21 protein-coding genes and 1 tRNA gene are annotated in these 24,157 nt (G+C 69.4%); 10 read left to right on the top strand and 12 right to left on the bottom strand.

What is annotated here, in order from left to right:
• Nucleotides 1-91 precede the first annotated feature (91 nt).
• Nucleotides 92-2,782: a DNA polymerase I gene (polA, locus tag ABZ815_RS31845; protein ID WP_357704430.1), complete on the bottom strand. Its 2,691-nt coding sequence runs from the start codon at nt 2,780-2,782 to the stop codon at nt 92-94.
• A 131-nt stretch (nt 2,783-2,913) separates the two neighbouring features.
• Here polA and ABZ815_RS31840 point away from each other — a divergent pair, with 131 nt between their 5' ends.
• The 6 genes from ABZ815_RS31840 to ABZ815_RS31815 all read left to right on the top strand — a co-directional run bounded on the left by ABZ815_RS31840 (nt 2,914) and on the right by ABZ815_RS31815 (nt 8,168).
• Nucleotides 2,914-3,264 carry a hotdog fold thioesterase gene (locus ABZ815_RS31840; RefSeq protein WP_357704627.1) on the top strand — a complete coding sequence of 117 codons (351 nt, stop codon included), beginning with the start codon at nt 2,914-2,916 and terminating at the stop codon, nt 3,262-3,264.
• Nucleotides 3,265-3,782: 518 nt separating this feature from the next.
• Nucleotides 3,783-4,943: a branched-chain amino acid ABC transporter permease gene (locus tag ABZ815_RS31835; protein ID WP_357704428.1), complete on the top strand. Its 1,161-nt coding sequence runs from the start codon at nt 3,783-3,785 to the stop codon at nt 4,941-4,943.
• 16 nt (nt 4,944-4,959) lie between these two features.
• On the top strand, nt 4,960-5,958 hold the full coding sequence (locus tag ABZ815_RS31830; RefSeq protein ID WP_357704426.1) for a branched-chain amino acid ABC transporter permease: 999 nt from the start codon (nt 4,960-4,962) through the stop codon (nt 5,956-5,958).
• The gene (locus tag ABZ815_RS31825) at nt 5,948-6,886 is read left to right on the top strand and encodes an ABC transporter ATP-binding protein (RefSeq protein WP_357704424.1); all 939 of its coding nucleotides are present in this window, start codon (nt 5,948-5,950) and stop codon (nt 6,884-6,886) included. The genes ABZ815_RS31830 and ABZ815_RS31825 overlap by 11 nt, the downstream gene beginning before the upstream one ends.
• Nucleotides 6,883-7,707 (top strand): ABC transporter ATP-binding protein, encoded by an 825-nt coding sequence (locus ABZ815_RS31820; RefSeq protein ID WP_357704422.1) that lies wholly within the window; start codon nt 6,883-6,885, stop codon nt 7,705-7,707. The genes ABZ815_RS31825 and ABZ815_RS31820 overlap by 4 nt, the downstream gene beginning before the upstream one ends.
• Before the next feature lie 59 nt (nt 7,708-7,766).
• Complete coding sequence (locus ABZ815_RS31815) at nt 7,767-8,168, top strand: hypothetical protein (RefSeq protein WP_357704421.1); 402 nt, start codon at nt 7,767-7,769, stop codon at nt 8,166-8,168.
• A gap of 50 nt (nt 8,169-8,218) precedes the next feature.
• Here the strand turns inward: ABZ815_RS31815 and ABZ815_RS31810 are convergent, their stop codons facing one another.
• Complete coding sequence (locus ABZ815_RS31810) at nt 8,219-9,514, bottom strand: ABC transporter substrate-binding protein (protein ID WP_357704419.1); 1,296 nt, start codon at nt 9,512-9,514, stop codon at nt 8,219-8,221.
• 340 nt (nt 9,515-9,854) lie between these two features.
• Here ABZ815_RS31810 and ABZ815_RS31805 point away from each other — a divergent pair, with 340 nt between their 5' ends.
• Complete coding sequence (locus ABZ815_RS31805; protein ID WP_357704417.1) at nt 9,855-10,553, top strand: hypothetical protein; 699 nt, start codon at nt 9,855-9,857, stop codon at nt 10,551-10,553.
• A 3-nt stretch (nt 10,554-10,556) separates the two neighbouring features.
• Here ABZ815_RS31805 and ABZ815_RS31800 read toward each other — a convergent pair whose 3' ends face one another.
• The 3 genes from ABZ815_RS31800 to ABZ815_RS31790 form a co-directional block, all read right to left on the bottom strand.
• Complete coding sequence (locus ABZ815_RS31800) at nt 10,557-11,864, bottom strand: ABC transporter substrate-binding protein (protein ID WP_357704415.1); 1,308 nt, start codon at nt 11,862-11,864, stop codon at nt 10,557-10,559.
• 251 nt (nt 11,865-12,115) lie between these two features.
• Nucleotides 12,116-13,408 (bottom strand): ABC transporter substrate-binding protein, encoded by a 1,293-nt coding sequence (locus ABZ815_RS31795; RefSeq protein ID WP_357704413.1) that lies wholly within the window; start codon nt 13,406-13,408, stop codon nt 12,116-12,118.
• A gap of 151 nt (nt 13,409-13,559) precedes the next feature.
• The gene (locus ABZ815_RS31790; RefSeq protein ID WP_352327599.1) at nt 13,560-14,144 is read right to left on the bottom strand and encodes a response regulator; all 585 of its coding nucleotides are present in this window, start codon (nt 14,142-14,144) and stop codon (nt 13,560-13,562) included.
• An 89-nt stretch (nt 14,145-14,233) separates the two neighbouring features.
• On the opposite strand from ABZ815_RS31790, the gene ABZ815_RS31785 reads away from it, so the two are divergent.
• Nucleotides 14,234-14,306: transfer RNA gene (locus ABZ815_RS31785), tRNA-Leu, on the top strand.
• A gap of 145 nt (nt 14,307-14,451) precedes the next feature.
• Here ABZ815_RS31785 and ABZ815_RS31780 read toward each other — a convergent pair.
• Complete coding sequence (locus ABZ815_RS31780) at nt 14,452-15,045, bottom strand: TIGR03086 family metal-binding protein (protein ID WP_357704411.1); 594 nt, start codon at nt 15,043-15,045, stop codon at nt 14,452-14,454.
• Between the two features lie 225 nt (nt 15,046-15,270).
• On the opposite strand from ABZ815_RS31780, the gene ABZ815_RS31775 reads away from it, so the two are divergent.
• Both ABZ815_RS31775 and dapD read left to right on the top strand, forming a co-directional pair.
• Complete coding sequence (locus ABZ815_RS31775; RefSeq protein WP_357704409.1) at nt 15,271-15,693, top strand: pyridoxamine 5'-phosphate oxidase family protein; 423 nt, start codon at nt 15,271-15,273, stop codon at nt 15,691-15,693.
• 24 nt (nt 15,694-15,717) lie between these two features.
• Nucleotides 15,718-16,680 (top strand): 2,3,4,5-tetrahydropyridine-2,6-dicarboxylate N-succinyltransferase, encoded by a 963-nt coding sequence (gene dapD, locus ABZ815_RS31770; RefSeq protein WP_357704407.1) that lies wholly within the window; start codon nt 15,718-15,720, stop codon nt 16,678-16,680.
• Between the two features lie 125 nt (nt 16,681-16,805).
• On the opposite strand, the gene pyk is transcribed toward dapD, so the two are convergent.
• The 6 genes from pyk to ABZ815_RS31740 all read right to left on the bottom strand — a co-directional run bounded on the left by pyk (nt 16,806) and on the right by ABZ815_RS31740 (nt 24,145).
• Nucleotides 16,806-18,236, bottom strand: a complete 1,431-nt coding sequence (gene pyk / locus ABZ815_RS31765) for a pyruvate kinase (protein ID WP_357704405.1) — start codon at nt 18,234-18,236, stop codon at nt 16,806-16,808.
• 35 nt (nt 18,237-18,271) lie between these two features.
• On the bottom strand, nt 18,272-18,622 hold the full coding sequence (locus ABZ815_RS31760; RefSeq protein WP_357704403.1) for a DUF2784 domain-containing protein: 351 nt from the start codon (nt 18,620-18,622) through the stop codon (nt 18,272-18,274).
• A complete protein-coding gene (locus tag ABZ815_RS31755) occupies nt 18,619-20,310 on the bottom strand; it encodes a S8 family serine peptidase (RefSeq protein WP_357704401.1) in 1,692 nt (563 codons plus the stop codon). The genes ABZ815_RS31760 and ABZ815_RS31755 overlap by 4 nt, the downstream gene beginning before the upstream one ends.
• Nucleotides 20,311-20,445: 135 nt before the next feature.
• Nucleotides 20,446-21,891, bottom strand: coding sequence for an MDR family MFS transporter (locus ABZ815_RS31750; RefSeq protein WP_357704399.1), 1,446 nt, complete (start codon nt 21,889-21,891; stop codon nt 20,446-20,448).
• A 90-nt stretch (nt 21,892-21,981) separates the two neighbouring features.
• A complete protein-coding gene (locus tag ABZ815_RS31745; RefSeq protein ID WP_357704397.1) occupies nt 21,982-22,563 on the bottom strand; it encodes a helix-turn-helix domain-containing protein in 582 nt (193 codons plus the stop codon).
• Between the two features lie 103 nt (nt 22,564-22,666).
• Complete coding sequence (locus ABZ815_RS31740) at nt 22,667-24,145, bottom strand: glutamate synthase subunit beta (RefSeq protein ID WP_357704395.1); 1,479 nt, start codon at nt 24,143-24,145, stop codon at nt 22,667-22,669.
• Nucleotides 24,146-24,157 lie beyond the last annotated feature (12 nt).

The following is a 24,157-nucleotide window of genomic DNA, read 5'->3' as shown; positions in this document are numbered from 1 at the left end:
TATCTTCAGCGTAGACGAGAAGCCCCGGAGACGGCGGGGCTACGCCGTTCGCGATATGTCGGACTGCCCCGCCGTGTCGGGATAAACATCGTCAGTGGCCGGCGTCCTCCCACGTACGCCCGACGCCCACCGAGACCTCCAGCGGAACGCGCAGGTGGTAGGCGGCGTTCATCTGGTCGCACACGAGCTGCCGCAACGTCTCCAGCTCGCCCGGCGCGACCTCGAACACCAGCTCGTCGTGCACCTGCAGCAACATCCGGGAGGCCAGCCCCTCCTCGGCGATGGCCTGGTGGACGTGGAGCATGGCGACCTTGATGATGTCGGCCGCCGAACCCTGGATGGGGGCATTGAGCGCCATGCGCTCGGCCATCTCCCTGCGCTGGCGGTTGTCGCTGGTCAGGTCGGGCAGGTAGCGGCGGCGGCCCATGATCGTCTCGGTGTAGCCGTCGGTGCGCGCCTGGGCCACGATGGCCTGCAGGAAGTCGCGCACGCCGCCGAACTCGGTGAAGTACTCCTCCTTCAGCGCCCGCGCCTCGGAGACCGGGATGTTGAGCTGCCCGGACAGGCCGAAGTCGGACAGGCCGTAGGCCAGGCCGTAGTTCATCGCCTTGATGCGCGCCCGCAGCTCGCCGTCGATCTGCTCGGGCGGCAGGTCGAACACCCGGGCCGCGGTGGCCTGGTGGAAGTCGTGGCCGGACTCGAAGGCCTCGATCAGCGACTCGTCGCCGGACAGGTGGGCCATGATGCGCAGCTCGATCTGGCTGTAGTCGGCCGTCAGCAGCTGCTCGAAGCCCTCGCCGACCACGAAGCCCTGCCGGATGCGGCGGCCCTCCGCGGTGCGGATCGGGATGTTCTGCAGGTTGGGCTTCTCCGACGACAGGCGGCCGGTCGCGGCGATGATCTGGTTGAACGTGGTGTGGATGCGGCCGTCGTCGCCGATCTCCTTGATCAGGCCCTCGACCGTGGTGCGCAGCTTCTGCTGGTCGCGGTGGCGCAGCATGATCGTCGGCAGCTCGTGCTCGGTCTGGGTGGCGAGCCAGGCGAGCTGGTCGGCGTCGGTGCTGTAGCCGGTCTTGATCTTCTTCGTCTTGGGCAGGTTGAGCCGGGTGAAGAGGATCTCCTGCAGCTGCTTGGGCGAGCCGAGGTTGAACTGCTCGCCGACGGCGCGGTGGGCCTCCTCCACGGCGTGCTTGACCGCGGCGCCGAACTCGGCCTCCAGACCGGCGAAGTACTGGCTGTCGACGGCGATGCCGGCCCGCTCCATCTCGGCCAGCACCGACAGCAGCGGCAGCTCGACGTCGGCCAGGAGCTGGGTGCCGCCGCGGCCGGCCAGGAAGCTCTCCAGGGAGTCGGCCAGCTCGCGCACGGCGTGGGCGCGCAGCGCGAGGTCTTTGGCCGGGGCGTCCTCGTCGTCGCCGAACAGCGCGGCCTGGCCGCCGGAGTCCTCCTCGGCCCGCAGGTCGCGGTGGAGGTAGCGCCTGGCCAGGTCTTCCAGCGCGAACGTGCGCTGGCCCGGCATGGCGAGGTAGGCGGCCAGCGCGGTGTCGCAGCTCAGGCCGCGCAGCTCCAGGCCCTGGGCCCACAGGGCCAGGATCGGGCCCTTGGCGTCGTGGACGGCCTTGGGCCTGCTCGCGTCGCCCAGCCAGGCCCGCAGCGCCGCCTCGTCGGCCTCGGTGAGCTTGACGGGGTCGATGTGGGCGGCGGTGCCGTCGGGCGAGGCGACGGCGATGCCGTCGATGCGGCCCGAGCCGCTGCCGTAGGAGCCCTTGAAGGCCAGCCCGGCGCGGCCCTGCGGCAGCGCCGCCAGCCAGCCGGCGACCCGGTCGGGCCCGAGGATGACGGTCTCGACCTCGAAGCCCTGCTCGGGCTCCGCCTCGCCGGTGCCGAGCACCTTGAAGACGCGCTCGCGCAGCTCGCCGCGGATCTGCAGGGTGTCGAACAGCTTGTTGATCTCCTCGCGCTCCCACACGCCCTGCGTGAGGTCGCCGAGGTCGACGTCGAGCGGCACGTCGCGCAGCAGCTCGGTGAGGCGGCGGTTCATCAGCACCTGGGCGACGTGCTCGCGCAGCTTGTCGCCGACCTTGCCCTTGACCTCGTCGACGCGGTCGACCAGGGCGGTCAGCGAGCCGAACTCGCGCACCCACTTGGCCGCCGTCTTCTCGCCGACGCTGGGGATGGACAGCAGGTTGTCGCTGGGGTCGCCGCGCAGGGCGGCGAAGTCGGGGTACTGGGCCGGGGTCAGGCCGTACTTCTCCTCGACCGCCTCGGGGGTGAACCTGGTCATGTCGCTGATGCCCCGGCGCGTCATGAGGACGGTGACGTTCTCGTTGACGAGCTGCAGGGCGTCGCGGTCGCCGGTGACGATCAGGACGTTCATCCCCTGCTCGGCCGCGCGGGTGGCCAGGGTGGCGATGAGGTCGTCGGCCTCGAAGCCCGCCTTGGACAGGTGCGGGACGCGCAGCGTGTCGAGCAGCTCGTAGATGAGCTGCATCTGGCCGCGGAAGTCTTCGGGGGTCTCGCTCCTGTTGGCCTTGTAGTCGGAGTATTCCTCGTGGCGGAACGTCGGCTCCGACCTGTCGAAGGCCACCGCCACATGGGTCGGCTGCTCGTCGCGCAGGATGTTCGTCAGCATCGAGGTGAACCCGTAGACCGCCTCGGTGTGCTGACCGTCGGTGGTCATGAGGTTGGCGTCTTTGAGCGCGTAGAAGGCGCGGTAGGCCAGGGAATGCCCGTCGAGCAGCAACAGACACGGGCGGCTGGGGGTCACTTCACTCTTCGGCACGTACGCAGCCTAGTCTGCGTCAACGACAGAAAACCCGAGCTCGGAAGAGTGGAGAGATCCCCTTGACGCATACCGATCCTTTGGACTTCTCCGCCTACGGCGCGGTGCACGAGGGCACGCTGGCCGAACGGATGGGCATCGAGTTCGTCGAGGCCGGCGCCGAGCGCGTCGTCGGCAGGATGCCGGTCGAGGGCAACACCCAGCCCTACGGCCTGCTGCACGGCGGCGCGTCGGTGGTGCTGGCCGAGACGCTGGGCTCGGTGGCCGCGGCGATCCACGCGGGCCCCGGCCGGATCGCCGTCGGCATCGAGATCAACGCCACCCATCACCGCTCGGCGACCTCCGGCCACGTGACCGGGGTCGCGACCAGGTTGCACGGCGGACGCACTTTGGCGACGTACGAGATCGAGATCACCGACGACGAGGGACGCCGCGTGTGCACCTCCAGATTGACGTGCATGCTGCGCGACCAGCGCCCCTGACGTCACTTTGACGGAACCTTTGCGCAGCGGCCCCATCGATCGCTACGGTTGTCCGAACAGAGCCCGCGGGGAGGCCCGGTAGATAACGTGTACGGCCGGGGAAGCCCTACATGGCCCCAAAGGCCGCTCCGCGGGCTCGTCCACGTTTTCTCCCCATCGTTATCGTTTCGTTTCCGCCGCAGCCAGGCGTCTTCCCTCATTTAGCCCCTGACCTGCCGCGTTGTTTCCTCACATGTGTGCCACACGCATGTCACTAATTGGTGACGAACCATACTGAAACGGGCGTCTCCGGAATAAGCTCCCGCCATTGCATCCCAGTTGTGCCTGCGATGCGCGCGTGTCGAGATGGAGGGGTACAACCCCGCCTTGACCTATTTGAGGGAGCACCATTGCGCAGAGCCGTGATCGCGTTCACGGCCTTCCTGGGTGGACTCATCTTCCTGCTGGCCAGTCCCGCGCAGGCGGGGCCGGCTGGATGCCAGGGTTTGAAGGGGACGCTCAAACTCCAAGGCCAGCCAGTGAACGGCGTCAAAATCGCCGTGACCACCGAGGGCGGACAACCCGTCAAGGAGGTCACAACAAACGCACAGGGCACGTGGGAAGTTCCTACCGACAAGGGCAAGTTCAAGGTCACCCTTGACCCCGGCAGCCTGCCGAAGAACGCCGAGGTGCGCGGGGGCGGCAATGTCCGCACGCCGACCGTCTTCGAGGGCAACTGCTCGACCGTGCTGTTCGCGTTGCAGGCCAAGGGCGTGGCAGGCCAGCCACAGGGAGACGCGGAGAGCGGCGAGAGCACGTTCTGGGACACCGCGGCGCAGCTCACCTTCGAGGGGCTCAACCTCGGCCTGATCATCGCCCTGGCCGCGCTCGGCCTGTCGCTGATCTACGGCACGACCGGCCTGACCAACTTCGCCCACGGCGAGCTGGTCACACTCGGCGCGGTGCTGGCGTACATGTTCAACGTGGGCGCCGGCCTCCATCTCATCCCCGCCGCGGTGCTCGCCGTGGCGCTGGGCGGCGCGTTCGGCTACGCCCAGGACCGCCTCTTCTGGGGCCAGCTCCGCAGGCGCGGCACCGGCATCATCGCCATGATGATCATCTCCATCGGCGTCGCGCTGGTCATGCGCTACGTCATGCTGATCTTCTTCGGCGGCCAGAACGAGGCCTACGCCCAGTACACGGCCCAGCCCGGCATCCAGGTCGGGCCGATCTCCGCGGCCCCCAAGAACTTCGTGGCGATGGGCATCGAGCTGGCCGTGCTGCTGCTGGTCGGCTTCGCGCTGCTGCGCACCCGCACCGGCAAGGCGGCCAGGGCCGTGTCCGACAACCCCGCTCTCGCGGCCTCGTCGGGCATCAACGTCGACCGGGTCATCCGGACCGTCTGGACCCTGGGCGGCGCCATCGCGGCGCTGGCCGGCATCATGCTCGGGCTCTCGCAGAACCTGAAGTACACGATGGGCCAGGACATCCTGCTGCTCATCTTCGCCGGCGTCACGCTCGGCGGGCTCGGCACCGCCTTCGGCGCGCTGGTCGGATCGCTGGTGGTGGGCCTGTTCATCCAGGTCTCCACCCTGTGGGTGCCGCCGGAGCTCAAGAGCGTCGGCGCGCTGGTCGTGCTCATCATCGTGCTCCTCGTCCGGCCCCAGGGCATCCTGGGCCGCCGCGAGCGAATCGGCTGATCGGGGGAGGATCAGAATGGACTGGATCACGATCATCAGCACGACGCTGAAGTCCGCGGTCGGCGTCGAGACCGTGCTGTACGCGCTCGCCGCGATCGGCATCAACATCCAATTCGGCTACACCGGCCTGCTCAACTTCGGCCAGGCGGCGTTCATGGGCGTGGCCGGCTACGGCCTGGCCGTCACCGTCACCGTCATGGGGCTGCCGTTCTGGGTCGGCATCATCGTCGGCCTGCTCGCCGCCGTGCTCCTGGCGATCCTGCTCGGCATCCCGACCCTCCAGCTCCGCGCCGACTACCTGGCCATCGTCACCATCGCGGCGGCCGAGATCGTCCGGCTGGTGTTCCGGTCGGTGGCGTTCAAGAGCGTCTTCGGCGGCTCGGACGGCCAGCGCGGCTTCTCCGACGGCTTCTACGCGCTCAACCCCTACCCCGAGGGCCAGTACGGCTTCAACCTGGGCTCCGTCCCCCTGTTCTTCAACAACAGGGTGCTGTGGGTGCTGACCGTCGGCTGGGTGCTCATCGCCCTGTGCTGCGGCCTGGTCTACCTGCTGATGAAGAGCCCCTGGGGCCGCGTGCTCAAGGCCATCCGCGAGGACGAGGACGCCGTGCGCAGCCTCGGCAAGAACGTCTTCTCCTACAAGATGCAGTCGCTCATCCTGGGCGGCGTCGTGGGCTGCCTGGGCGGCTTCATCTACGGCCTGGCCTACGCCTCCGTCCAGCCCGACATCTTCGGCACCGAGACCACGTTCTACGCGTACACGATGGTCATCCTCGGCGGCGCCGCCCGCGTGCTCGGGCCCGTCGTGGGCGCGTCCATCTTCTGGGTGCTGCTCGTCCTGATCTACGGCGTGCTCTCCGAGGCCGTCGGCGCCGGGATCATCACCTTCATGGACACGAACCAGGTGGGCGCCGTCCGCTGGATCCTGGTCGGCCTGGGCCTCGTCCTGTTGCTCATCTTCCGGCCACAGGGCATCTTCGGCGACAAGAGGGAGATAGCGATCAATGCACGCTGAAACCACGGCCACCGAGCGCAAGGCCGCGGCGCTGGCCGTCTTCAAGGACCTGGCCCGCGAGCCGGGCGTGCCCAAGCCGGACCCGATCCTCACCGTCGACAACGTCGTGCGCCGCTTCGGCGGCCTGACCGCGGTCGAGGTCGGCCACGTCGAGATCCAGCGGGGTTCCATCACCGCGCTGATCGGCCCCAACGGCGCCGGCAAGACGACCTTCTTCAACCAGCTCACCGGCTTCGACACGGCCGACTCCGGCTCGTGGACGTTCAACGGCCGCAGCATGAACGGGGTGCCGGCCCACAAGGTCGCCCGCGCCGGCATGGTGCGCACCTTCCAGCTGACCAAGGCGCTGTCCCGCCTGACCGTCATGGAGAACATGCGCCTGGGCGCCCAGCAGCAGAAGGGCGAGACCTTCTGGCGGGCGCTCATCCCCGGCATGTGGCGCGGCCAGGAGGACGAGATCACCGTCCGCGCCGAGGAGCTGCTCGAACGCTTCAAGCTCGGCGCCAAGCGGGACGACTTCGCCGGATCGTTGTCCGGCGGCCAGCGCAAGCTGCTGGAGATGGCCCGCGCCCTCATGGTCCAGCCCGAGCTGGTCATGCTGGACGAGCCCATGGCGGGCGTGAACCCCGCCCTGACCCAGTCGCTGCTCGGCCACGTCAAGGACCTGCGCGAGCAGGGCATGACGGTGCTGTTCGTCGAGCACGACATGGACATGGTCCGCGACATCAGCGACTGGGTGATCGTCATGGCGCAGGGCGCCGTGATCGCCGAGGGCCCGCCCGACACGATCATGTCGGACGAGCGCGTGATCGACGCCTACCTCGGCGCCCACCACGACGCCCCGCTATCGGACACCGAACTGGAGACGCAGCTCCAGGAGGCCGAGGCGGCGCTGGAGGCCGAGATCGAAGAGGAGACGCAGAAGTGAGCGACGTCCCCGAGACGACCGCCCCCGAGTCGGCACCCAAGTCGGCACCCGAGTCGCAGGCGGCCGTCACCGACCGCGCCGCGCACCTGGAGGGCGCCGCCGACGCCGTGCTGCGGTGCGACGAGCTGATCGCCGGCTACCTGCCGGGCGTCAACATCCTCAACGGCTCCGACCTCTACGTCAAAGAGGGCGAGCTGATCGGCATCATCGGCCCCAACGGCGCCGGCAAGTCGACGCTGCTGAAGGCGATGTTCGGGCTGGTCAACATCCGCAGCGGCACGGTGCTGCTCAAGGGTGAGAACATCACGAACATGAAGGCGCACTCGCTGGTCTCCCGCGGCGTCGGTTACGTGCCGCAGACCAACAACGTCTTCCCCAGCCTCACCATCGAGGAGAACCTGGAGATGGGCGCCTTCCAGGTGCCCGGCAAGTTCAAGGAGCGCTTCGAGTTCGTCGCCGAGCTGTTCCCGGCGCTCAAGGAGCGGCGCAAGCAGCGGGCGGGCTCCCTGTCCGGCGGTGAGCGGCAGATGGTGGCCATGGCCAGGGCGCTCATGACCGAGCCGTCGGTGCTGCTGCTCGACGAGCCGTCGGCGGGCCTGTCGCCCAAGCTCCAGGACCTGGTCTTCATCCAGGCCCAGCAGATCAACAAGGCGGGCGTGACCGTGATCATGGTGGAGCAGAACGCCCGCCGCTGCCTCCAGATCTGCCACCGTGGCTACGTGCTCGACCAGGGCCGCAACGCCTACACCGGCACCGGCAGGCAGCTCGCCAACGACCCCAAGGTCATCGAGCTGTACCTCGGCACGCTGGCCAAGGCGTAACCGAATCGAACGGCGGAGGGGCTCCCCCGGAGCCCCTCCGCCGTTTTTTAATGAGCGCTGTGAAACGATTATTGACCGTGGCGCTCGTCCTGCCCGTCCTGCTCGTCGGCTGCCAGGAGGACGCCTCCTCGGCGCAGAGGTACAGCACCGGCGGCGACCCGACCGACAGCCCGTGCGCGCGCGTGGTCTCGGCCATCGGGTACGCCGGCCTGATGCTCAAGCCGAAGGGCCAGGAGGACCGGCAGTACTTCGAGGACGCCGTCATCGGCCGGCTGGCCGAGCTGCGCGGCATCACGCTCCAGTTCGGCGACCGGCTGCCGGCCTCGCTGCACGCCGCCGTGCAGAGCGTCAAGTCGGCCACCGAGGGCCTGTCCAGGAACGACGTGCCGCACGAGCGGCAGGTGGCGCTGCTGCGGCAGTACCGGGCCGCCGCCGACCAGATCGTGGCCGGCTGCGCATGACGAAGGGGCCCGATCCTCGCGGACCGGGCCCCTTCGCCGAACCTCGGACGTCAGCCGGCGATGTTGCCGGTGCGGTACTCCAGCGCCTTGGTGGCGTACTTGTTGTCCTTGCCGTACTGGTAGATGCCGATGGTGGCGACCGCGGGGTCACCGGCGTCGTTGAACTCGACCGGGCCGCTCACGCCGTCGTAGTCGATGTCCTTGCCGGCCTTGAGCAGGTCGACGCAGCTCTTGAAGTCCTGGCACTTCTCGCCGCCCTTGCTGACCTCGGCCAGCTTCGCGGCGATGTCGACGCCCGCGTCGCTCTTGGCGGCCTCGGCGGCCAGCGCGAGAAGGTTCATCGCGTCGTAGGACTCGGGGGCGTAGCTGTAGTCCTCCAGCTTGGGGTTGAGGGCGAGGAGCTTCTTGCGGAACTCCTCCGGAGCGGCCGCGCCCGGGATGGTGCCCTTGACGCCCTCAAGCGTGCCCTTGGGCATCTTGATGTAGTTCGTGTTGGAGGTGTTGCCGTCGACCATGTACCACTTGTGCTTGTCGGCCGGCAGGCCCTGCTTGACCAGCTCCTGGATGACCTTGGCGGTCTCCTCGAACCCGATCAGGACGATGCCCTTGGGGTTCTTGGCCTTGATCTTCGCCACGTCGGCGGAGAAGTCGGCGGCCTTGGGGTCGTAGTCGACGCGCTCGACGACCTCGCCGCCGCCGTCGGTGACCGTCTTCTGCACCTGGTCGGCCAGGCCGGAGCCGTAGGAGTCCTGCATCGCCAGGATGCCGACCGTGTCGTTGCCGTCGGCGACCACCAGGTCACCGAGCACACGGCCCTGCAGCTTGTCCGGCGGCGCCGTCCGGAAGTACAGGCCCTTGTCCTCGATCGTGGTGAACTTGTCGGAGGTGTTGGCCGGCGAGAAGTGGATGACACCCGCGCCCGTGATCTTGTCGATCACCGACTCCGACACCGAGGAGGACGCCGCGCCGATGATCGCGTCGGCCTTCTGGGCCAGCAGCTTGTCCACCGACTGCGAGGCGATGTTCGTGGTGGTGTCGCCCGAGTCGGTGTCGTACTTGGTGACGGGCTTGCCCAGCACGCCCCCGGCCTCGTTGATCTCCTTGATGGCCTGGTCGACGCCGGCGAACTCGGGCGGGCCGAGGAAGGCGAGCGAACCGGTCTGGGGCAGCAGCGTACCGATCGTGAGGGTGCCGTCGCCCTTGGTCGCGGGAGCCGACGAGGATGGCGCGGCCGGCTGCGAGGACTGCGTGGCGGTGTTGCTGCCGCCACCGCCGCAGGCCGTCAGGGCCAGGCTGGTGGCGGCCGCGACAGCCAGCGCCCGCCCCACGGGAGCAATGCGGATCATGAAGTGTCTCCTTCATTTCCAGGCCGGGATCCTCAGCACCGCCGAGCGCTCCCGATCGAATGACGGAAACGTACAAAATCGCTGTGTACTCGAACCAGATGGCGGGGTGAACTGTCGGCACTTGGATGCGGAGTCGTAATCAGTCCTCAACTTACGGACCTGCGCTAGCAGGCTTAATGTGCGTCGGGTGAAGCGTTTTACGCCTGTCCTAGTCACGGCGGTCCTTGTTGCCGGGTGCACCTCGTCCCCGCCGCCCGCGCCGCCTTCCTCGGATCCTCCCGCCGGCGTATCGGTCACGCTGGAGCAATGGCGTTCCGACGAGCCCGTTCACGCGCTGGAGGTGGCCGTCCGTAATACCACCGGCATCCCCGTGTATTTCGCGGACGTCCAGCTCGTGACGCCGTCGTTCAAAACGTTGCCGCCGGAAAAGACGGACGCCACGATCAAACGGACCGAGCGCACCGACCTGCGCATCACCTACGGCCCGGCCAACTGCCTGCCCACGGGTCTGCCGCGCCTGGAGCCCGCGACCGTCGTGGCGAACATCCGCGCCGGCTCCGAGCAGCCGCGCCGGGTGGTCTTCAAGGTGCCGCACCCCAGCCCGCTGCTGACCCGCCTGTTACGGGACGAATGCTCGGAGTTCCTCATCAAGGAGGCCGCCGGCATCGAGTTCGGGCCCGACTGGAAGCAGGTGGGCAAGGCGATGCGGGGCAACCTGGTGGTCACGCGGCGCGGCGCGGGCAAGGTGACGCTGACCGAGCTCGACGGCACCACGCACTACATCATCACGCCGGACGCCGACCGGCGGCCCGTGGCCGAGCTGGAGGCCGGGCAGGAGCGGCTGGAGGTGCCGGTCACGCTCACCCCCGGCCGCTGCGACCCGCACGCCTTCGCCGAGGCCAAGAAGGCGTTCCTGTTCCCGGTGCGGGCCACCGTGGACGGGGGGCCCGAGCGGGTGGTGATCGTGGTGCCGCCCAAGCCGCTGCAGGATCGGCTGATCCAGTACTCGTTGCGAGTGTGCGGCCTGGGCGGCGGGTGAGGGTCAGCCCTCGATGTTGCCCGTGCGGTACTCCAGGGCCTTGGGGGCGTACTTGTTGTCGTCGCCGTACTGGTAGACGCCGATGGTGGCCACGGCGGGGTCACCGGCGTCGTTGAACTCGATCGGGCCGCTGATGCCGTCGTAGTCGATGTCCTTGCCGGCCTTCAGCAGGTCGGCGCAGTCCTTGAAGGTCTTGCACTTCTCGCCGCCCTTGCTGACCTCGGGCAGCTTGGCGGCGATGGACTTGCCGCTGTCGTCCTTGGCGGCCTCGGCCGCCAGGGCGATGAGGATCGCGGCGTCGTAGGACTCGGCCGCGTAGGTGTAGTCCTCCAGCTTGGGGTCGATCTCCAGGAGCTTCTTGCGGAAGTCCTCCGGGGCCTCGGCGCCGGGGATGGTGCCCTTGACGCCCTTGAGGGTGCCCTTGGGCATCTTGAGGTAGTTGGTGTTCGACATGTTGCCGTCCACCATGTACCACTTGGTCTTGTCGACCGTCAGGCCCTGCTTGACCAGCTCCTGGATGACCTTGGCGCCCTCCTCGAAGCCGATCAGCACGATCGCCTTCGGGTTCTTGGCCTTGATCTTGGCGACGTCCGCGGAGAACTCGGCCGCCTTCGGGTCGTAGTCGACGCGCTCGACGACGCTGGCGCCGGCCGCCTCGGCGGTCTTGGTCACCTGGTCGGCCAGGCCCGAGCCGTAGGAGTCCTGCATGGCCAGGATGCCGATGGTGTCGTTGCCGTCGGCGGCGATCAGGTCGCCGAGCACGCGGCCCTGCAGCTTGTCCGGCGGCGCGGTACGGAAGTACAGGCCCTGGTCGCTGATGGTGGTGAACTTGTCAGAGGTGTTGGCGGGCGAGAACTGCACCACGCCGGCACCGGTGACCTTGTCGATGATCGACTCGGACACCGACGAGGAGGCGGCGCCGATGATGGCGTCGGCCTTCTGCGCGATCAGCTTGTCCGCCGACTGCGAGGCCACGTTGGTGGTGGTGTCACCCGAGTCCGTGTGGATCTTGGTGACCGGCTTGCCGAGCACGCCGCCCGCGTCGTTGATCTCCTTGACGGCCTGGTCGACGCCGGCGAACTCGGGCGGGCCGAGGAAGGCCAGCGAGCCGGTCTGCGGCAGCACGGTGCCGATCGTCAGCGTGCCGTCACCCTTGGCCGCGTCCGTCTGGGTGGCCGGGGCCGACGAGGACGGCACCGCGGACGTGGTCTGCTGCGCGGCCGTGTCGCCACCGCCGCCACAGGCCGTCAGGGCCAGGCTCGCCGCTGCCGCGACGGCCAGGAAGCGCCCTGCTGGAGCAATGCGGATCATAAAAGAGACTCCCCTTATTCCCAGCGGGGAACGATCTCCCTCGCTGCGTTTAACGAGCTCAGCATGCCTCTTTGACGGGGAGATGTGGGGATTTCGGGTACTTTTATGCTAATTTGTAATGTCGCAATCACGGTCTGTAATTGCATGTTTCATCAGCGTTACGGTCTTGACTCCAAATGAACCACCCCAGCCCGAAATTTCAGGACTGGGGTGGTTCTATGGTGGGATGTCCGGCTTGCTGCCGTCACCGTCTAGCCGGCGATGTTGCCCTTGCGATATTCGAGCGCCTTGGCCGCGTCGTACTTGTTGTCCTTGTCGTACTGGTAGACCCCGATCGTCGCGATCGACGGGTCACCGGCGTCGTTGAAGTCCACCGGGCCGCTCACGCCGTCGTAGTCGATGTCCTTGCCCGCCTTGAGCAGGTCGGCGCAGGACTTGAAGTCCTGGCACTTCTCGCCGCCCTTGCTGACCTCGATCAGCTTGGGGCCCAGCGCGGTGCCCGAGTCGTCCTTGGCCGCCTCGGCCGCCAGGGCGAGCAGCGTCGTCGCGTCGTACGACTCCGCGGCGTAGGTGTAGTTCGTCAGCTTCGGGTTCACCGTGAGCAGCCGCTTCTGGAACGCCTCCGGCGCCGCCGCACCCGGGATCGTGCCCTTGACGCCCTTGAGCGTGCCCTTGGGCATCTTGAGGTAGTTGGAGTTCGACATGTTGCCGTCCACCATGTACCACTTGACCTTGTCGGCCGTCAGACCCTGCTTGACCAGCTCCTGCACGACCTTCGCCGTCTCCTCGAAGCCGATCAGCACGATCGCCTTCGGGTTCTTGGCCTTGACCTTGGCCACGTCCGCGGAGAACTCGGCCGCCTTCGGGTCGTAGTCGACGCGCTCGACCACGGTCGCGCCGGCCTCCTCGGCGGTCTTGGTCACCTGGTCGGCCAGGCCCGAGCCGTAGGAGTCCTGCATGGCCAGGATGCCGACGGTGTCGTTGCCGTCGGCGGCCACCAGGTCACCCAGGACCCGGCCCTGCAGCTTGTCCGGCGGCGCCGTACGGAAGTACAGGCCCTGGTCGTTGATCGTGGTGAACTTGTCGGAGGTGTTGGCCGGCGAGAACTGCACCACGCCCGCCCGCGTGATCTTGTCCACGATCGACTCCGACACCGACGAGGACGCCGCGCCGATGATCGCGTCGGCCTTCTGGCCGAGCAGCTTGTCCACCGACTGCGAGGCGATGTTGGTCGTGGTGTCGCCCGAGTCGGTGTCGATCTTCACCACCGGCTTGCCGAGCACGCCCCCGGCGTCGTTGATCTCCTTGAGCGCCAGATCGACCCCGGCGAACTCGGGTGGTCCCAGATATGCGAGATTGCCCGTCTGGGGCAGCACGGTGCCGATCGTCAGCGTGCCGTCCCCCTTGGCCACGGCGGCCGAGGAGGGCTTCACGGACGCGGCTCCGGTGGCGCCCGTCCCGGCGGTCGTGCCGCCGGTCGAACATGCCGCCAGTGCCAGGCTCGCCGCTGTGGCGACGGCCAGCGCGCGGGAAATGCGGATCATCGAAAGCGTCTCCGTTCGAGATGAGCGGACCTTCCGTCCGCCCATCAGCATGCGCCGGGACGCCTGCGCCGAAAGAAGCCGAAGCCGGTTGGATGCCCAGTCGTGACCGGGTCACAACCCGCGGGGCTAAATCACCTGATATAGGCCCTTTTCACGCCCGCTCGGCCGCGTCATCTATAACGATCTGAGCAACCTCCCGCATGCTCAGCCGCCGGTCCATCGACGCCTTCTGGATCCACCGGAACGCCTGCGGCTCGGTCCAGCCGTGCTGGGCCATCAGCTGGCCCTTGGCCCGCTCGACCAGCTTGCGGGTCTCCAGCCGCTCCGAAAGGCTGGACACCTCCGCGCTCAGCGCCACCATCTCCTCGTGCCTGCTGACCGCCATCTCGATCGCCGGCACCAGATCGGCCTTGGTGAACGGCTTCACCAGGTAGGCCATCGCCCCCGCGTCACGCGCGCGCTCCACCAGGTCACGCTGGGAGAAGGCGGTGAGGATGAGGCACGGCGCGATCCGGTCGGCCACGATGCGCTCGGCCGCCGAGATGCCGTCGAGCACGGGCATCTTCACGTCGAGGATGACGAGGTCGGGCCGCAGGTCGGCGGCGAGCTGGATCGCCTGCTCCCCGTCACCGGCCTCGCCCACGACGACGTAACCGTCCTCCTGGAGCATCTCCTTGAGGTCGAGGCGGATCAGGGCCTCGTCTTCCGCGATCACTACTCGCCGCTGCGTACTCACGAGCAGAAGAGTACAGACGTCCGGTAGATTAGATCCACGCCGGTGCGGCCTCGGGCATTACGCTGCGAGATCACCAACCGGACGAAACCGCCCCGGTAGACCAACGGCAGAGTCGATGGCCTCAAAATCCATACAGTGTGGGTTCGAATCCCACCCGGGGCACCGGCCTGACCGCCCGGCCCCCTCGTAGGCCGGGCGGTTTTCGCTTTTCCGCCCCCGACCGCCGTCATGACGACCGCACCGGGCTTCCTGTACACGCGTGTCCCCGACTGCCGGATCGACGCGTGGGCCCGAACTCCTGACCGGGTCAGGGCGTCCAGGAGGGTGAGCGGCCGAGGAGGGCGATCACGCGGTCGAGGGCCGTGGCGGCGTCGCCGGGCTCGACGCCGGGCAGGAACGCCTTCCCCGGACCGCGCGAGACCGGCGTGTCGGGCACCTGCGCGGCCAGCGGGAGGGCGGCCTCGGCGAGGTCGTCGTCGACGTTGGGCGGCACCGCCAGCGCCTTGGCGAGGTCCCAGTCGTGCACGACGCAGTCGATGAAGTGGAAGCCGATCGCCATGGCCGCCGGGAACGGGCCGCCGTCACGGATCTCGGGCAGGAAGAAGGCCCGGTCGAGCACGCCGTCGGCGGCGAAGGCGTCGGCGACGGCCCGCGCCGAGGCGGCGTACTCGGCCACCGGGTCCTCGCCCAGGGCACGCGGCCGCCAGCTCGCCGGCTCCGAACGCGCGCCCGAGGCCGCCACGGCGAACCCGTGGTTCTGCACGATCTGGTGTTCCAGCAAGTCACGGACGGCCCATCCGGCGCAGGGCGTCGGCCGGTCGAGGTCGGCGGGCTTGATCGTGTTCACCAGGTCGACGGTGGCCCGCACCGACCGCCGGTTGAGCTCGATGATGTCTGCCAAGGCACTGTCCCGTCGTCGTCGAAGAACCCACCGGTCGGCCCGTCCGGCCCGAGGGTGGCCAACCTGACGATGATGTCGGCCCCTCTGTGGCGGTGCGAGTGGTTTTCGGCGGCATCTCCTGGGGGCGCAGGTCGTCACGGCCGTGGTGGGCGGGATTTCGCAGGCGGTTCGCCGGGAATAGTCCTGTGTGACGAGTTACGACCCACGAGACGGGGGTGGCGGGGGATGCCGTTGAGCGTGACCGAGCGGGAGGCGTTCCTGGCCGAGCCGCACATCGCGAGCCTGGCGGTGGAGACGGGCGCGGGACGGGCGCCGCTGGCCGTGCCCGTCTGGTACGACTACGTCCCGGGCGGGGAGCTGAGGTTCCTGACCGACAGCGAGTCGCACAAGGCCCGGCTGGTGGCGAAGGCGGGCCGGTTCACGATGCTGGTCCAGCGGATCAGCCCGACCTACCGGTACGTGTCGGTCGACGGCCCGGTGGTGCGGTCCGACCCCACGACGATCGAGGAGCTGACCCGCATCGCGGCCCGCTACCTGCCGCAGGAGGCGGTGTCGGGCTACGTGCAGGGCTCGGACCTGCACGTCCTGGTGACCTTCAGGATGCGTCCCGAGCGGTGGCTGTCGGCGGACCTGGGCTCCTTGGGCTGACCGGGCGCCCGGTATTTTTGGCCTGTGACTGCTATCGATCCCACCTCCACCGGCGCCCACGGCGTCGGCCTCGCGACCATCGCCGACGACGGCACCGTTCTCGACACCTGGTTCCCGGCTCCCGAGCTGGGCGAGCCGCCCGTGACGGGCACCGAGCGGCTCTCCGCCGAGGAGGCCGGCGAGCTGGCCGCGCTGACCGGCCGCGACGCGGCGCGGGGCGTCGAGGTGGTGGCGGTGCGCACGGGCCTCGCCAAGCTCTCCGAGCCGCCGGTCGACGCCCACGACGTCTACCTGCGGCTGCACCTGCTCTCCCACCGTCTGGTCCGGCCGCACGGCGTGAACCTGGACGGCCAGTTCGGCCTGCTGGCGAACGTCGTGTGGACGAACTTCGGGCCGTGCCCGGTGCCCGGCTTCGAGCGCACGCGGCTGCGCCTGCGGGGCAGGGGCGTGGTGACGGTGTACGGCGTGGACAAGTTCCCGCGCATGGTCGACTACGTGCTGCCGGAGGGCGTGCGGATCGCCGACGCCGACCGGGTGCGGCTGGGCGCCCACCTGGCCTCGGGCACGGTGGTCATGCACGAGGGCTTCGTGAACTTCAACGCCGGCACGGTCGGCACGTCGATGGTCGAGGGGCGCATCTCGGCCGGCGTGGTGGTCGGCGACGGCTCCGACGTCGGCGGCGGCGCCTCGATCATGGGGACGCTGTCGGGCGGCGGCAAGCAGGTCATCTCGATCGGCGAGCGCTGCCTGCTGGGCGCGAACGCCGGCATCGGCATCTCGCTGGGCGACGACTGCGTGGTGGAGGCGGGCCTCTACGTCACGGCGGGCACGCGGGTCACGCTGCCCGACGGGAAGGTGGTCAAGGCGGCGGAGCTGTCCGGCTCGAACGGGATCCTGCTGCGCCGCAACTCGCAGTCGGGCGCGGTGGAGGCACTCCCCCGCACGGGCTCCGGCATCACCCTCAACGCCGCCCTGCACGCCCACTGAGTCACTGCTGTGCTCGCGGGCCCCCTCCGGTTCCACGGCGGGGGCCCACAGGGCGCCGCGTCACGGCGCCGCGCCGGTGCGGGGTCTGCGGGCGTCTCCTGGAGGACCCCCGGCCGGAACGCGGGTCAGTTGGCGTGGGAGACCGCGGAGCCGATGGTGTGCACCCGCAGCGCGTTGGTGCTGCCCGGCGTGCCGGGAGGCGAGCCGGCCACGATGACCACCTTGTCGCCCTTCTCCAGCCGCCCGAGCGACAGCAGCGACGCCTCCACCTGCCGCACCATGTCGTCGGTGTGGTGCACGAACGGCACGTGGAACGTCTCCACCCCCCACGTCAGCGAGAGCTGCCCGCGCACGTGCGGGGCCGAAGTGAAGGCCAGCAGCGGGATCGGCGAGCGGTAGCGGGCCAGGCGGCGGGCCGTCTCCCCCGACATGGTGAACGCGATCAGCGCCTTGGCGCCGACGATCGCCCCGACCTCGGCCGCGGCCCTGGCGATGGCGCCGCCGGTGGTCTCCGGCATGCGCTCCAGGGTGTGGGTGGCGTGCAGGGACGACACCTCGGCGGCGCAGGCGATGCGGTCCATCGTGGAGACGGACTCGATCGGGTAGCTGCCGACCGACGTCTCGCCCGACAGCATGACGGCGTCGGCGCCGTCCATGACGGCGTAGGCGACGTCGCTGGCCTCGGCGCGGGTGGGGCGCGGGGCGCTCATCATGGAGTCGAGCATCTGGGTGGCGACGATGACCGGGCGGGCCTTCTCGCGGCACAGCCCGATGATGCGCCGCTGCACGATCGGCACCTGCTCCAGGGGCAGCTCGACGCCGAGGTCGCCGCGGGCGACCATGATGCCGTCGAAGGCCTCGACGATCTCGGGCAGGCGCTCGACGGCCTGCGGCTTCTCGATCTTGGCCAGCAGCGGCAGGCGGACGGCCTCCTGCTCCATGATGTTGCGCACGACGTCGGCGTCGGAGGGACGGCGGACGAAGGACAGCGCGATCATGTCGAAGCCGGTGCGCAGCGCCCAGCGCAGGTCGGCCTCGTCCTTGTCGGTGAGGGCGGGGGCGCTGACGTTGATGCCCGGCAGGTTGAGGCCCTTGTTGTTGGAGATCATGCCGCCGATGACGACGCGGGTGGTGACGCGGTCGCCGTCGACGCGGGTGGCCTCCAGGACCAGACGGCCGTCGTCGACCAGGATCGTGTCACCGGGACGCACGTCGCCGGGCAGGCCCTTGTAGGTGGTCGAGACCTGCTCGCGGTCTCCGGGGACGTCTTCGGTGGTGATGGTGAAGACGTCGCCGAAGCCGAGGCGCACCGGCCCTTCCTCGAAGGTGCCGACGCGGATCTTGGGGCCCTGCAGGTCGGCGAGCACGCCTACGCCGCGGCCGAGGTCGGCCGCCACCTCCCGAACCCGGTCGTAGACCTCTCTGTGCATGTCATGGTCGCCATGACTGAGGTTGAACCGTGCCACGTCCATGCCCGCGGAGATCAGCTCGTGGAGGCGTTCTTTGGACGAAGTGGCTGGGCCTAGGGTGCAGACGATTTTCGCGCGACGAGTCACGAGTCCTACCTTAATTGGTACAGACCACTTGGCAGTCACTGACGACGGAGAACGTACCCGACGTAGGAGAACAACACGAGAACGGTGAGTCCCAGCCGTACCAAGTTCGCGTACTGTTCAGGGTAGAGCACGCCTTGGATGTAGTGGTCCACGAAGCCGCTCGGCGGCAGGCCGGGCAGCCCGCCCTTGCGCCGCGCCCAGTCCTCGGCGACGGTCAGCGGGCAGTCCACGCGGGTGACGAGCGTCACCACCGCCCAGCCGACGGCCGCGAGGTGCAGGTAGATCGTGCGCCGCCACCGCCAGGCCACGAACCCGCCCACGGCCACATAGGCGAGGAAGGCGAAGTGCGTCACCATCACCGCGTACGCGAGCAGGCGGTACATCATGGCTCTATGGTGGCCGCCATCCAGGCGTTCACGACGCCGTGCCCGTAGAAGCCGTTCTTGGCTGTGTCGCCCTCGCACTCGTGGGTCTCGCTCTCGCCGTACATCTTGTAGACGTAGGCGCGAGGTGTGGGGCAGGCCACGTGGGTGGCGGTCCGGTAGAGCAGGTCCTCGACGGTGGCGGGGTCCATGGACAGGCCGCCGGGGCCCGGCTTGCCGAAGCGGCTGATCAGGATCGCCGCGACGCCGGTGGCGTGCGGGGCGGCCATGGAGGTGCCGTCGAGGTACTGGTAGTAGGAGCAGGTTCCCTTGTGGCAGTCGCGCACGACGTCGGCGCCCTTGGGCTTGCCGGAGGCGTCGATCCGGCCGGCGGCCTTGAGCACGTGCTCGGGGGCGGCGGCCAGGATCGACCGGACGGCCTCGGCGCCCTTGCCGTCCAGCGCGTCGCCGCCGGGGGCGGCCACGTCGGTCTGCTCCAGGCCGTAGTCGCTGTAGATGGCCTTGCGTCCGGACGGGCCGACGGCTGAGACCGAGATCACACCCTTGGACTCGGCGGGCACGTTGATGCATGAGTTGTCTATCTTGCGGGTCTTCTCCTCGCCGCGCGGGTAGCCGGGGCTCTGCTTGTCGGCCGTGGGGCGTCCGAGGTCGGTCGAGCCGTTGCCGAGGGCGGAGACGAGCGTGACGCCCTTGCCGCGGGCGTAGTCGAGGGCGCGCTGCATGCCGACGACGACGGCCTTCTGTTCGAGCTGCTGCTTCCTGGTGTCGGCCTTGTTGGCGGCGCAGTTGAACAGCCAGGGGTCGACGTAGTAGCTCATGTTGACGACGTCCACGCCGATGTCGGCGGCGTAGGTGAGGGCGTCGAGGCTGGGCTTGAGGAAGAAGAAGCCGGAGTCCTGGCCGGCCCTGATGCTGACGAGCTGCACGCCCGGGGCGACGCCGGCGATGCCGATGCCGTTGATCGGGGAGGCGATGGTGCTGGCGACGTGGGTGCCGTGGCCGTCGTCGTCCTCGTCCACGGGGTCCTTGCAGGAGGGGACCTCGCAGGGGCCGTCCAGGGTCTCGCCGCGCTCGTCCTTGGGCTTGTCGGTGACGAAGTTGCGGCTCAGCTCGCGGTTGAAGTTGGGGGCGATGTCGGGGTGCCTGCCGTCGATGCCGGTGTCGATGACGCCGACCAGCACCTTCCTGCTGCCGGGGACCTTGGTGTTGGCCCGGTCGGCGCCGATCATCTTCATGTCCCACTGGAGGTGGGCCAGCGGCTCCCGGGCGGCGCCCGCCATGGATCCGGCGTCGGGGAAGCCCCCGCCCGTCGGGCGTCCGGCTCGGGAGGAGGTGGAGCCGATGACGCGGCGGTCGGGAGAGACGCCGACGATCGCCGGGTCCGCGCCGACGCTCTCGGCGAAGCCGTCGCCGCCGCCCTCGGTGAGGACGTAGCCGAGCTTGCCGTCCTCCTCGACGACCGTGCCGCCGGCGCGTTTGACGGCCTCCAGTGCCTGGCTCTGCTTGCCATCGGCGTAGAAGACGAGGTTCTGGTTCTGGCCGGTGCGGGAGCCGGTGGTGGCCTGCGCGGAGCCGGTGGGGCCGTCCTGCGCGGGCCGGCCGGAGGTGGCGCGCTCGCCGGCGGCGGCCGAGCACGCGGTCAGCGCGGCGGCGACGGCCAACGCCGTCAGGCCAGAGGCGACTCGCCGCATTGCTCCCCCATCCACCGACTGTCGCAGAATCTGCATCTTCCCGACACTCCACGGCTGATGCAACTTCAGTACGAAATTTCGGCCGATGGGGGTTATGCGGGCCGTGGGCGTTCTTCCCCAGGGCCCGCTGTGCCGTCAGGTGTCGCGGTGCAGGCGCACGTTCGGCAGGAAGGCCAGCAGGACGGCGCCGACCAGCATGATCGGCGACACCCAGGCGAAGACCCCGGTGATCGCCTCGGCGAACGCCGGCCGTACCGACTCCGGCATCGCCCCCACGGACCCCGAGTCGAGGGCCGCCCGCCCCAGCCCGCCGCTGAAGACGCCCCCGAGCACGGCCACCCCCACGGCGCCGCCCACGTTCCTGGCGAAGGACACCACCGAGGTGGCCGCGCCACGGTCGGCGGCGGGCGCGGCGACCTGGACGGCCAGCATCAGGTTCTGCAGCACCATGCCGAGCCCGATCCCGAACACCACCATGTACAGCCCGGACGTGACCGCCCCCGTCCCCAGCTCCATGGTGGAGAACAGGAACGCGGCCACCGTCGCCAGGACCGCCCCGGTCACCACGACCCACTTGTACGTCCCCATCCGGGTCACCACCCGCCCCGCCACGGCCGAGGACGCGATCAGGCCCGCCATCAGCGGAAGCAGCAGCAGCCCCGAGTTCGACGCGCTGGCCCCGGCGGCCAGTTGCAGGTAGAGGGGCAGGAAGGTGGCCGCCCCCACCATCCCGGTCGCCACCAGCACGATGGTGACCGTGGCGATCGTGAACGTACGGTCGCGGAACAGCCCGAGCGGCAGCACCGGCTCCTTGGCCGTACGCTCCACCAGCACGAACAGCCCCGTCAGCACGACCGCCCCCGCGCCCAGCCCGAGGACGACCGGCGAGGACCACGCGTACGTCGTCCCGCCCCACGAGGCCAGCAGCGTCAGGCAGGTCAGCACCCCGGAGATCAGCGCGGCCCCGGGCCAGTCGATCCGGTGCGGCGAGGTGCGGCGCGGCAGCCGCAGCACGGCGAACGCGACCGCCAGCGCGACGGCCCCGAGCGGCAGGTTGATGTAGAAGATCCAGCGCCAGGAGATGTGCTCGGTGAGGTAGCCGCCGATGACCGGGCCGAGCACGGCGGCCACGCCGGTCACCGCGCCGAACAGGCCCTGGAACTTGGCGCGCTCGCGCGGGGTGGCGATGTCGGCCGAGATCGCCAGGGTCAGCACCATGAGGCCGCCGGCGCCGATGCCCTGGAAGGCGCGGAAGGCGATGAGCTGGGCCATCGTCTGGGCGAGCCCGCACAGGGCCGAGCCGAGGAGGAACAGGGCGATGGCCGACAGGTACAGGCGGCGGCGGCCGTACATGTCGCTGAGCTTGCCGTAGAGGGGCGAGACGATGCCGGAGGTCAGGGAGAACGCCGTGACCAGCCAGGACACGCTCTCAAGGCCGTTCAGCTCGCGCACGATGGTGGGGGTGGCCGTGGCCACCACGGTCTGGTCGACGGCGGCCAGGAACAGGCACAGCAGGAGCGAGCCCATGCTGAGCAGGAGGCCGCGCCGCGGTCCGGCCTCCTGGGCGATTGTCGATACCATTCAGTTGTCTCCTTGCTTCTTTCGCGAGGGCAGGAGGAATCCGCGGCGGTCGGGGGTGCCACCCCGATCGCCGCTTCTCTTCTAGATGGGTCAGAGTCCGCGTTCGAGCAGCGCGAACGCCTCGTCGAGCAGTTCTTCGACCGGCTTGTCCGTCGCCGCCGACTCCTGGATGGCGGAGATCATGGCGCCGATCGTGGTGATGAGCAGCATCCGGGCGTGGATGCCGCTCGTGACTCCGGGCCGGGCCCTGACCGCGCCGAGGACCGTCTCCATGATCTGGGTCTGGTCGACGGCGCGCGCCCTGGCGGCCAGCTCGGGATAGCGGTTGTTGAGCTCCATGAACGGCTGCATGGTGTCCCAGACCGGGCGCACGCGCACGGCGAGCTCCCGGGCCACCGCCTTGAGCGACTGGAAGGCGGGCTCGTCGGGCGGACGTTCGCCGAGCAGGCCGACGATGTCGTCCGGCCGCCAGACCGGTTCCATGACGAGCGCCTCCTCCTTGGAGGCGAAGTAGTTGAAGAACGTGCGGGGCGAGATGTCGGCCGCCGCGCTGACGGCCTCGACGGTCACGGCGTCGAGGCCCTCGTCGAGCGCCAGCCGCACCGCGGCCAGCCGGATGGCCTGCCGCTTCTCGGCCCGGCGGCGCTCACGGCGCTGCTCCGGACTCTCCATGCGTTGCACTCTACGCAAGCTTTGCACACTCTGCAAGACGTGCATAGTGTGCAAATGACGAAGGGCCCCGGAGCCGTCCGGCTCCGGGGCCCTTCACCGCAGGTCAGACCAGCGGACGCGCCGTCGGCAGGATCGGGTACGGCAGCGCCGTCTCCCCGCTCAGGTACCGGTCGACGCCTGAGGCGGCCGAACGGCCCTCGGCGATGGCCCACACGATGAGCGACTGCCCGCGGCCCATGTCACCGGCCACGAACACGCCGTCCACCTTCGACATGTACGTCTTGTCCCGGGCGACGTTGCCGCGGGCGTCGTAGAAGCCCTCGCCCGCGACCTCGGCCAGGTCCTCCAGCAGGGCGCCCTTCTCCGGCCCGAGGAAGCCCATGGACAGCGTGATCAGGTCGGCCGGGATCTCCCGCTCGGTGCCGGGGACCGGCTTGAAGCCGTTCTGCGGCCCCTCGACCTCGACCAGGCGCAACGCCCTGACGTTGCCGTCCTCGTCGCCGACGAACTCGGTGGTGGAGACCGCGTAGACGCGGTCGCCGCCGCCGTCGGCCAGTTCCTCGTGCGCGCTCTCCATCTTGAACAGGATGGGGAACGTCGGCCAGGGCTGGCCGCCCGGCCGGGAGGCCGGCGGCCGCGGCATGATCTCCAGCTGGGTCACCGACGCGGCGCCCTGCCTGATCGCGGTGCCGATGCAGTCGGCGCCGGTGTCGCCGCCGCCGATCACCACGACGTGCTTGCCCTCGGCCGAGATCGGCGAGACCGCGTAGTCGCCCTCCTGGACCTTGTTGGCCGGCGGCAGGTACTCCATCGCCTGGTGGACGCCCTTGAGATCGCGCCCGGCGACCGGCAGGTCACGCCACTGGGTGGCGCCGCCCGACAGCACCACCGCGTCGAACTCCTCGCGCAGCTCGGCGGCGGTGACGTCGACGCCGACGTTCACGCCGGTGCGGAACCGGGTGCCCTCGGCCCGCATCTGCTCCAGGCGCCGCTCGATGTGGCGCTTCTCCATCTTGAACTCGGGGATGCCGTAGCGCAGCAGGCCGCCGGCGCGGTCGGCGCGCTCGAACACCACCACGTCGTGCCCGGCCCTGGTGAGCTGCTGGGCGGCGGCCAGGCCCGCCGGGCCCGAGCCGACCACGGCCACCTTCTTGCCGGTGCGGACCCGAGGCGGCTGCGGGGTCACCCAGCCCTCGGCGAACGCGCGGTCGATGATCTCGACCTCGACCCGCTTGATCGCCACCGGGTCGGAGTTGATGCCGAGCACGCACGCCGCCTCGCACGGAGCCGGGCAGAGCCTGCCGGTGAACTCCGGGAAGTTGTTCGTGGCGTGCAGCCGCTCGATCGCCTCGCGCCAGTCGGTGCGGTGGACGAGGTCGTTCCACTCGGGGATGAGGTTCCCGAGCGGGCAGCCGTTGTGGCAGAACGGGATGCCGCAGTCCATGCAGCGGGCCGCCTGCCTGGTCAGCTTCTCCTGCGGGAAGTCCTGGTAGACCTCCCGCCAGTCGCTGATGCGGACGTCGACCGGGCGGCGCGCCGGCAGCTCCCGCTCGTGCGTGAGAAAACCCTTGGGGTCAGCCATCGAGTACGCCTC

Source organism: Nonomuraea sp. NPDC047529, from assembly GCF_040642995.1.
Classification (GTDB): domain Bacteria; phylum Actinomycetota; class Actinomycetes; order Streptosporangiales; family Streptosporangiaceae; genus Nonomuraea.
The sequence above is the reverse complement of the archived record's forward strand: the minus strand, read 5'-3'. Positions and strand labels throughout refer to the sequence as shown.

Bases quoted from the DNA above. Each gene is read 5' to 3' on its own strand.
- ABZ815_RS31760 (WP_357704403.1), bottom strand. From the start codon at position 18,622: ATGATGTACCGCCTGCTCGCGTACGCGGTGATGGTGACGCACTTCGCC.
- ABZ815_RS31795 (WP_357704413.1), bottom strand. From the start codon at position 13,408: ATGATCCGCATTTCCCGCGCGCTGGCCGTCGCCACAGCGGCGAGCCTG.
- ABZ815_RS31750 (WP_357704399.1), bottom strand. From the start codon at position 21,891: ATGGTATCGACAATCGCCCAGGAGGCCGGACCGCGGCGCGGCCTCCTG.
- ABZ815_RS31810 (WP_357704419.1), bottom strand. From the start codon at position 9,514: ATGATCCGCATTGCTCCCGTGGGGCGGGCGCTGGCTGTCGCGGCCGCC.
- ABZ815_RS31740 (WP_357704395.1), bottom strand. From the start codon at position 24,145: ATGGCTGACCCCAAGGGTTTTCTCACGCACGAGCGGGAGCTGCCGGCG.
- ABZ815_RS31775 (WP_357704409.1), top strand. From the start codon at position 15,271: ATGCCGTTGAGCGTGACCGAGCGGGAGGCGTTCCTGGCCGAGCCGCAC.
- ABZ815_RS31830 (WP_357704426.1), top strand. From the start codon at position 4,960: ATGGACTGGATCACGATCATCAGCACGACGCTGAAGTCCGCGGTCGGC.
- ABZ815_RS31745 (WP_357704397.1), bottom strand. From the start codon at position 22,563: ATGGAGAGTCCGGAGCAGCGCCGTGAGCGCCGCCGGGCCGAGAAGCGG.
- ABZ815_RS31755 (WP_357704401.1), bottom strand. From the start codon at position 20,310: ATGCGGCGAGTCGCCTCTGGCCTGACGGCGTTGGCCGTCGCCGCCGCG.
- ABZ815_RS31825 (WP_357704424.1), top strand. From the start codon at position 5,948: ATGCACGCTGAAACCACGGCCACCGAGCGCAAGGCCGCGGCGCTGGCC.
- ABZ815_RS31840 (WP_357704627.1), top strand. From the start codon at position 2,914: ATGGGCATCGAGTTCGTCGAGGCCGGCGCCGAGCGCGTCGTCGGCAGG.
- ABZ815_RS31800 (WP_357704415.1), bottom strand. From the start codon at position 11,864: ATGATCCGCATTGCTCCAGCAGGGCGCTTCCTGGCCGTCGCGGCAGCG.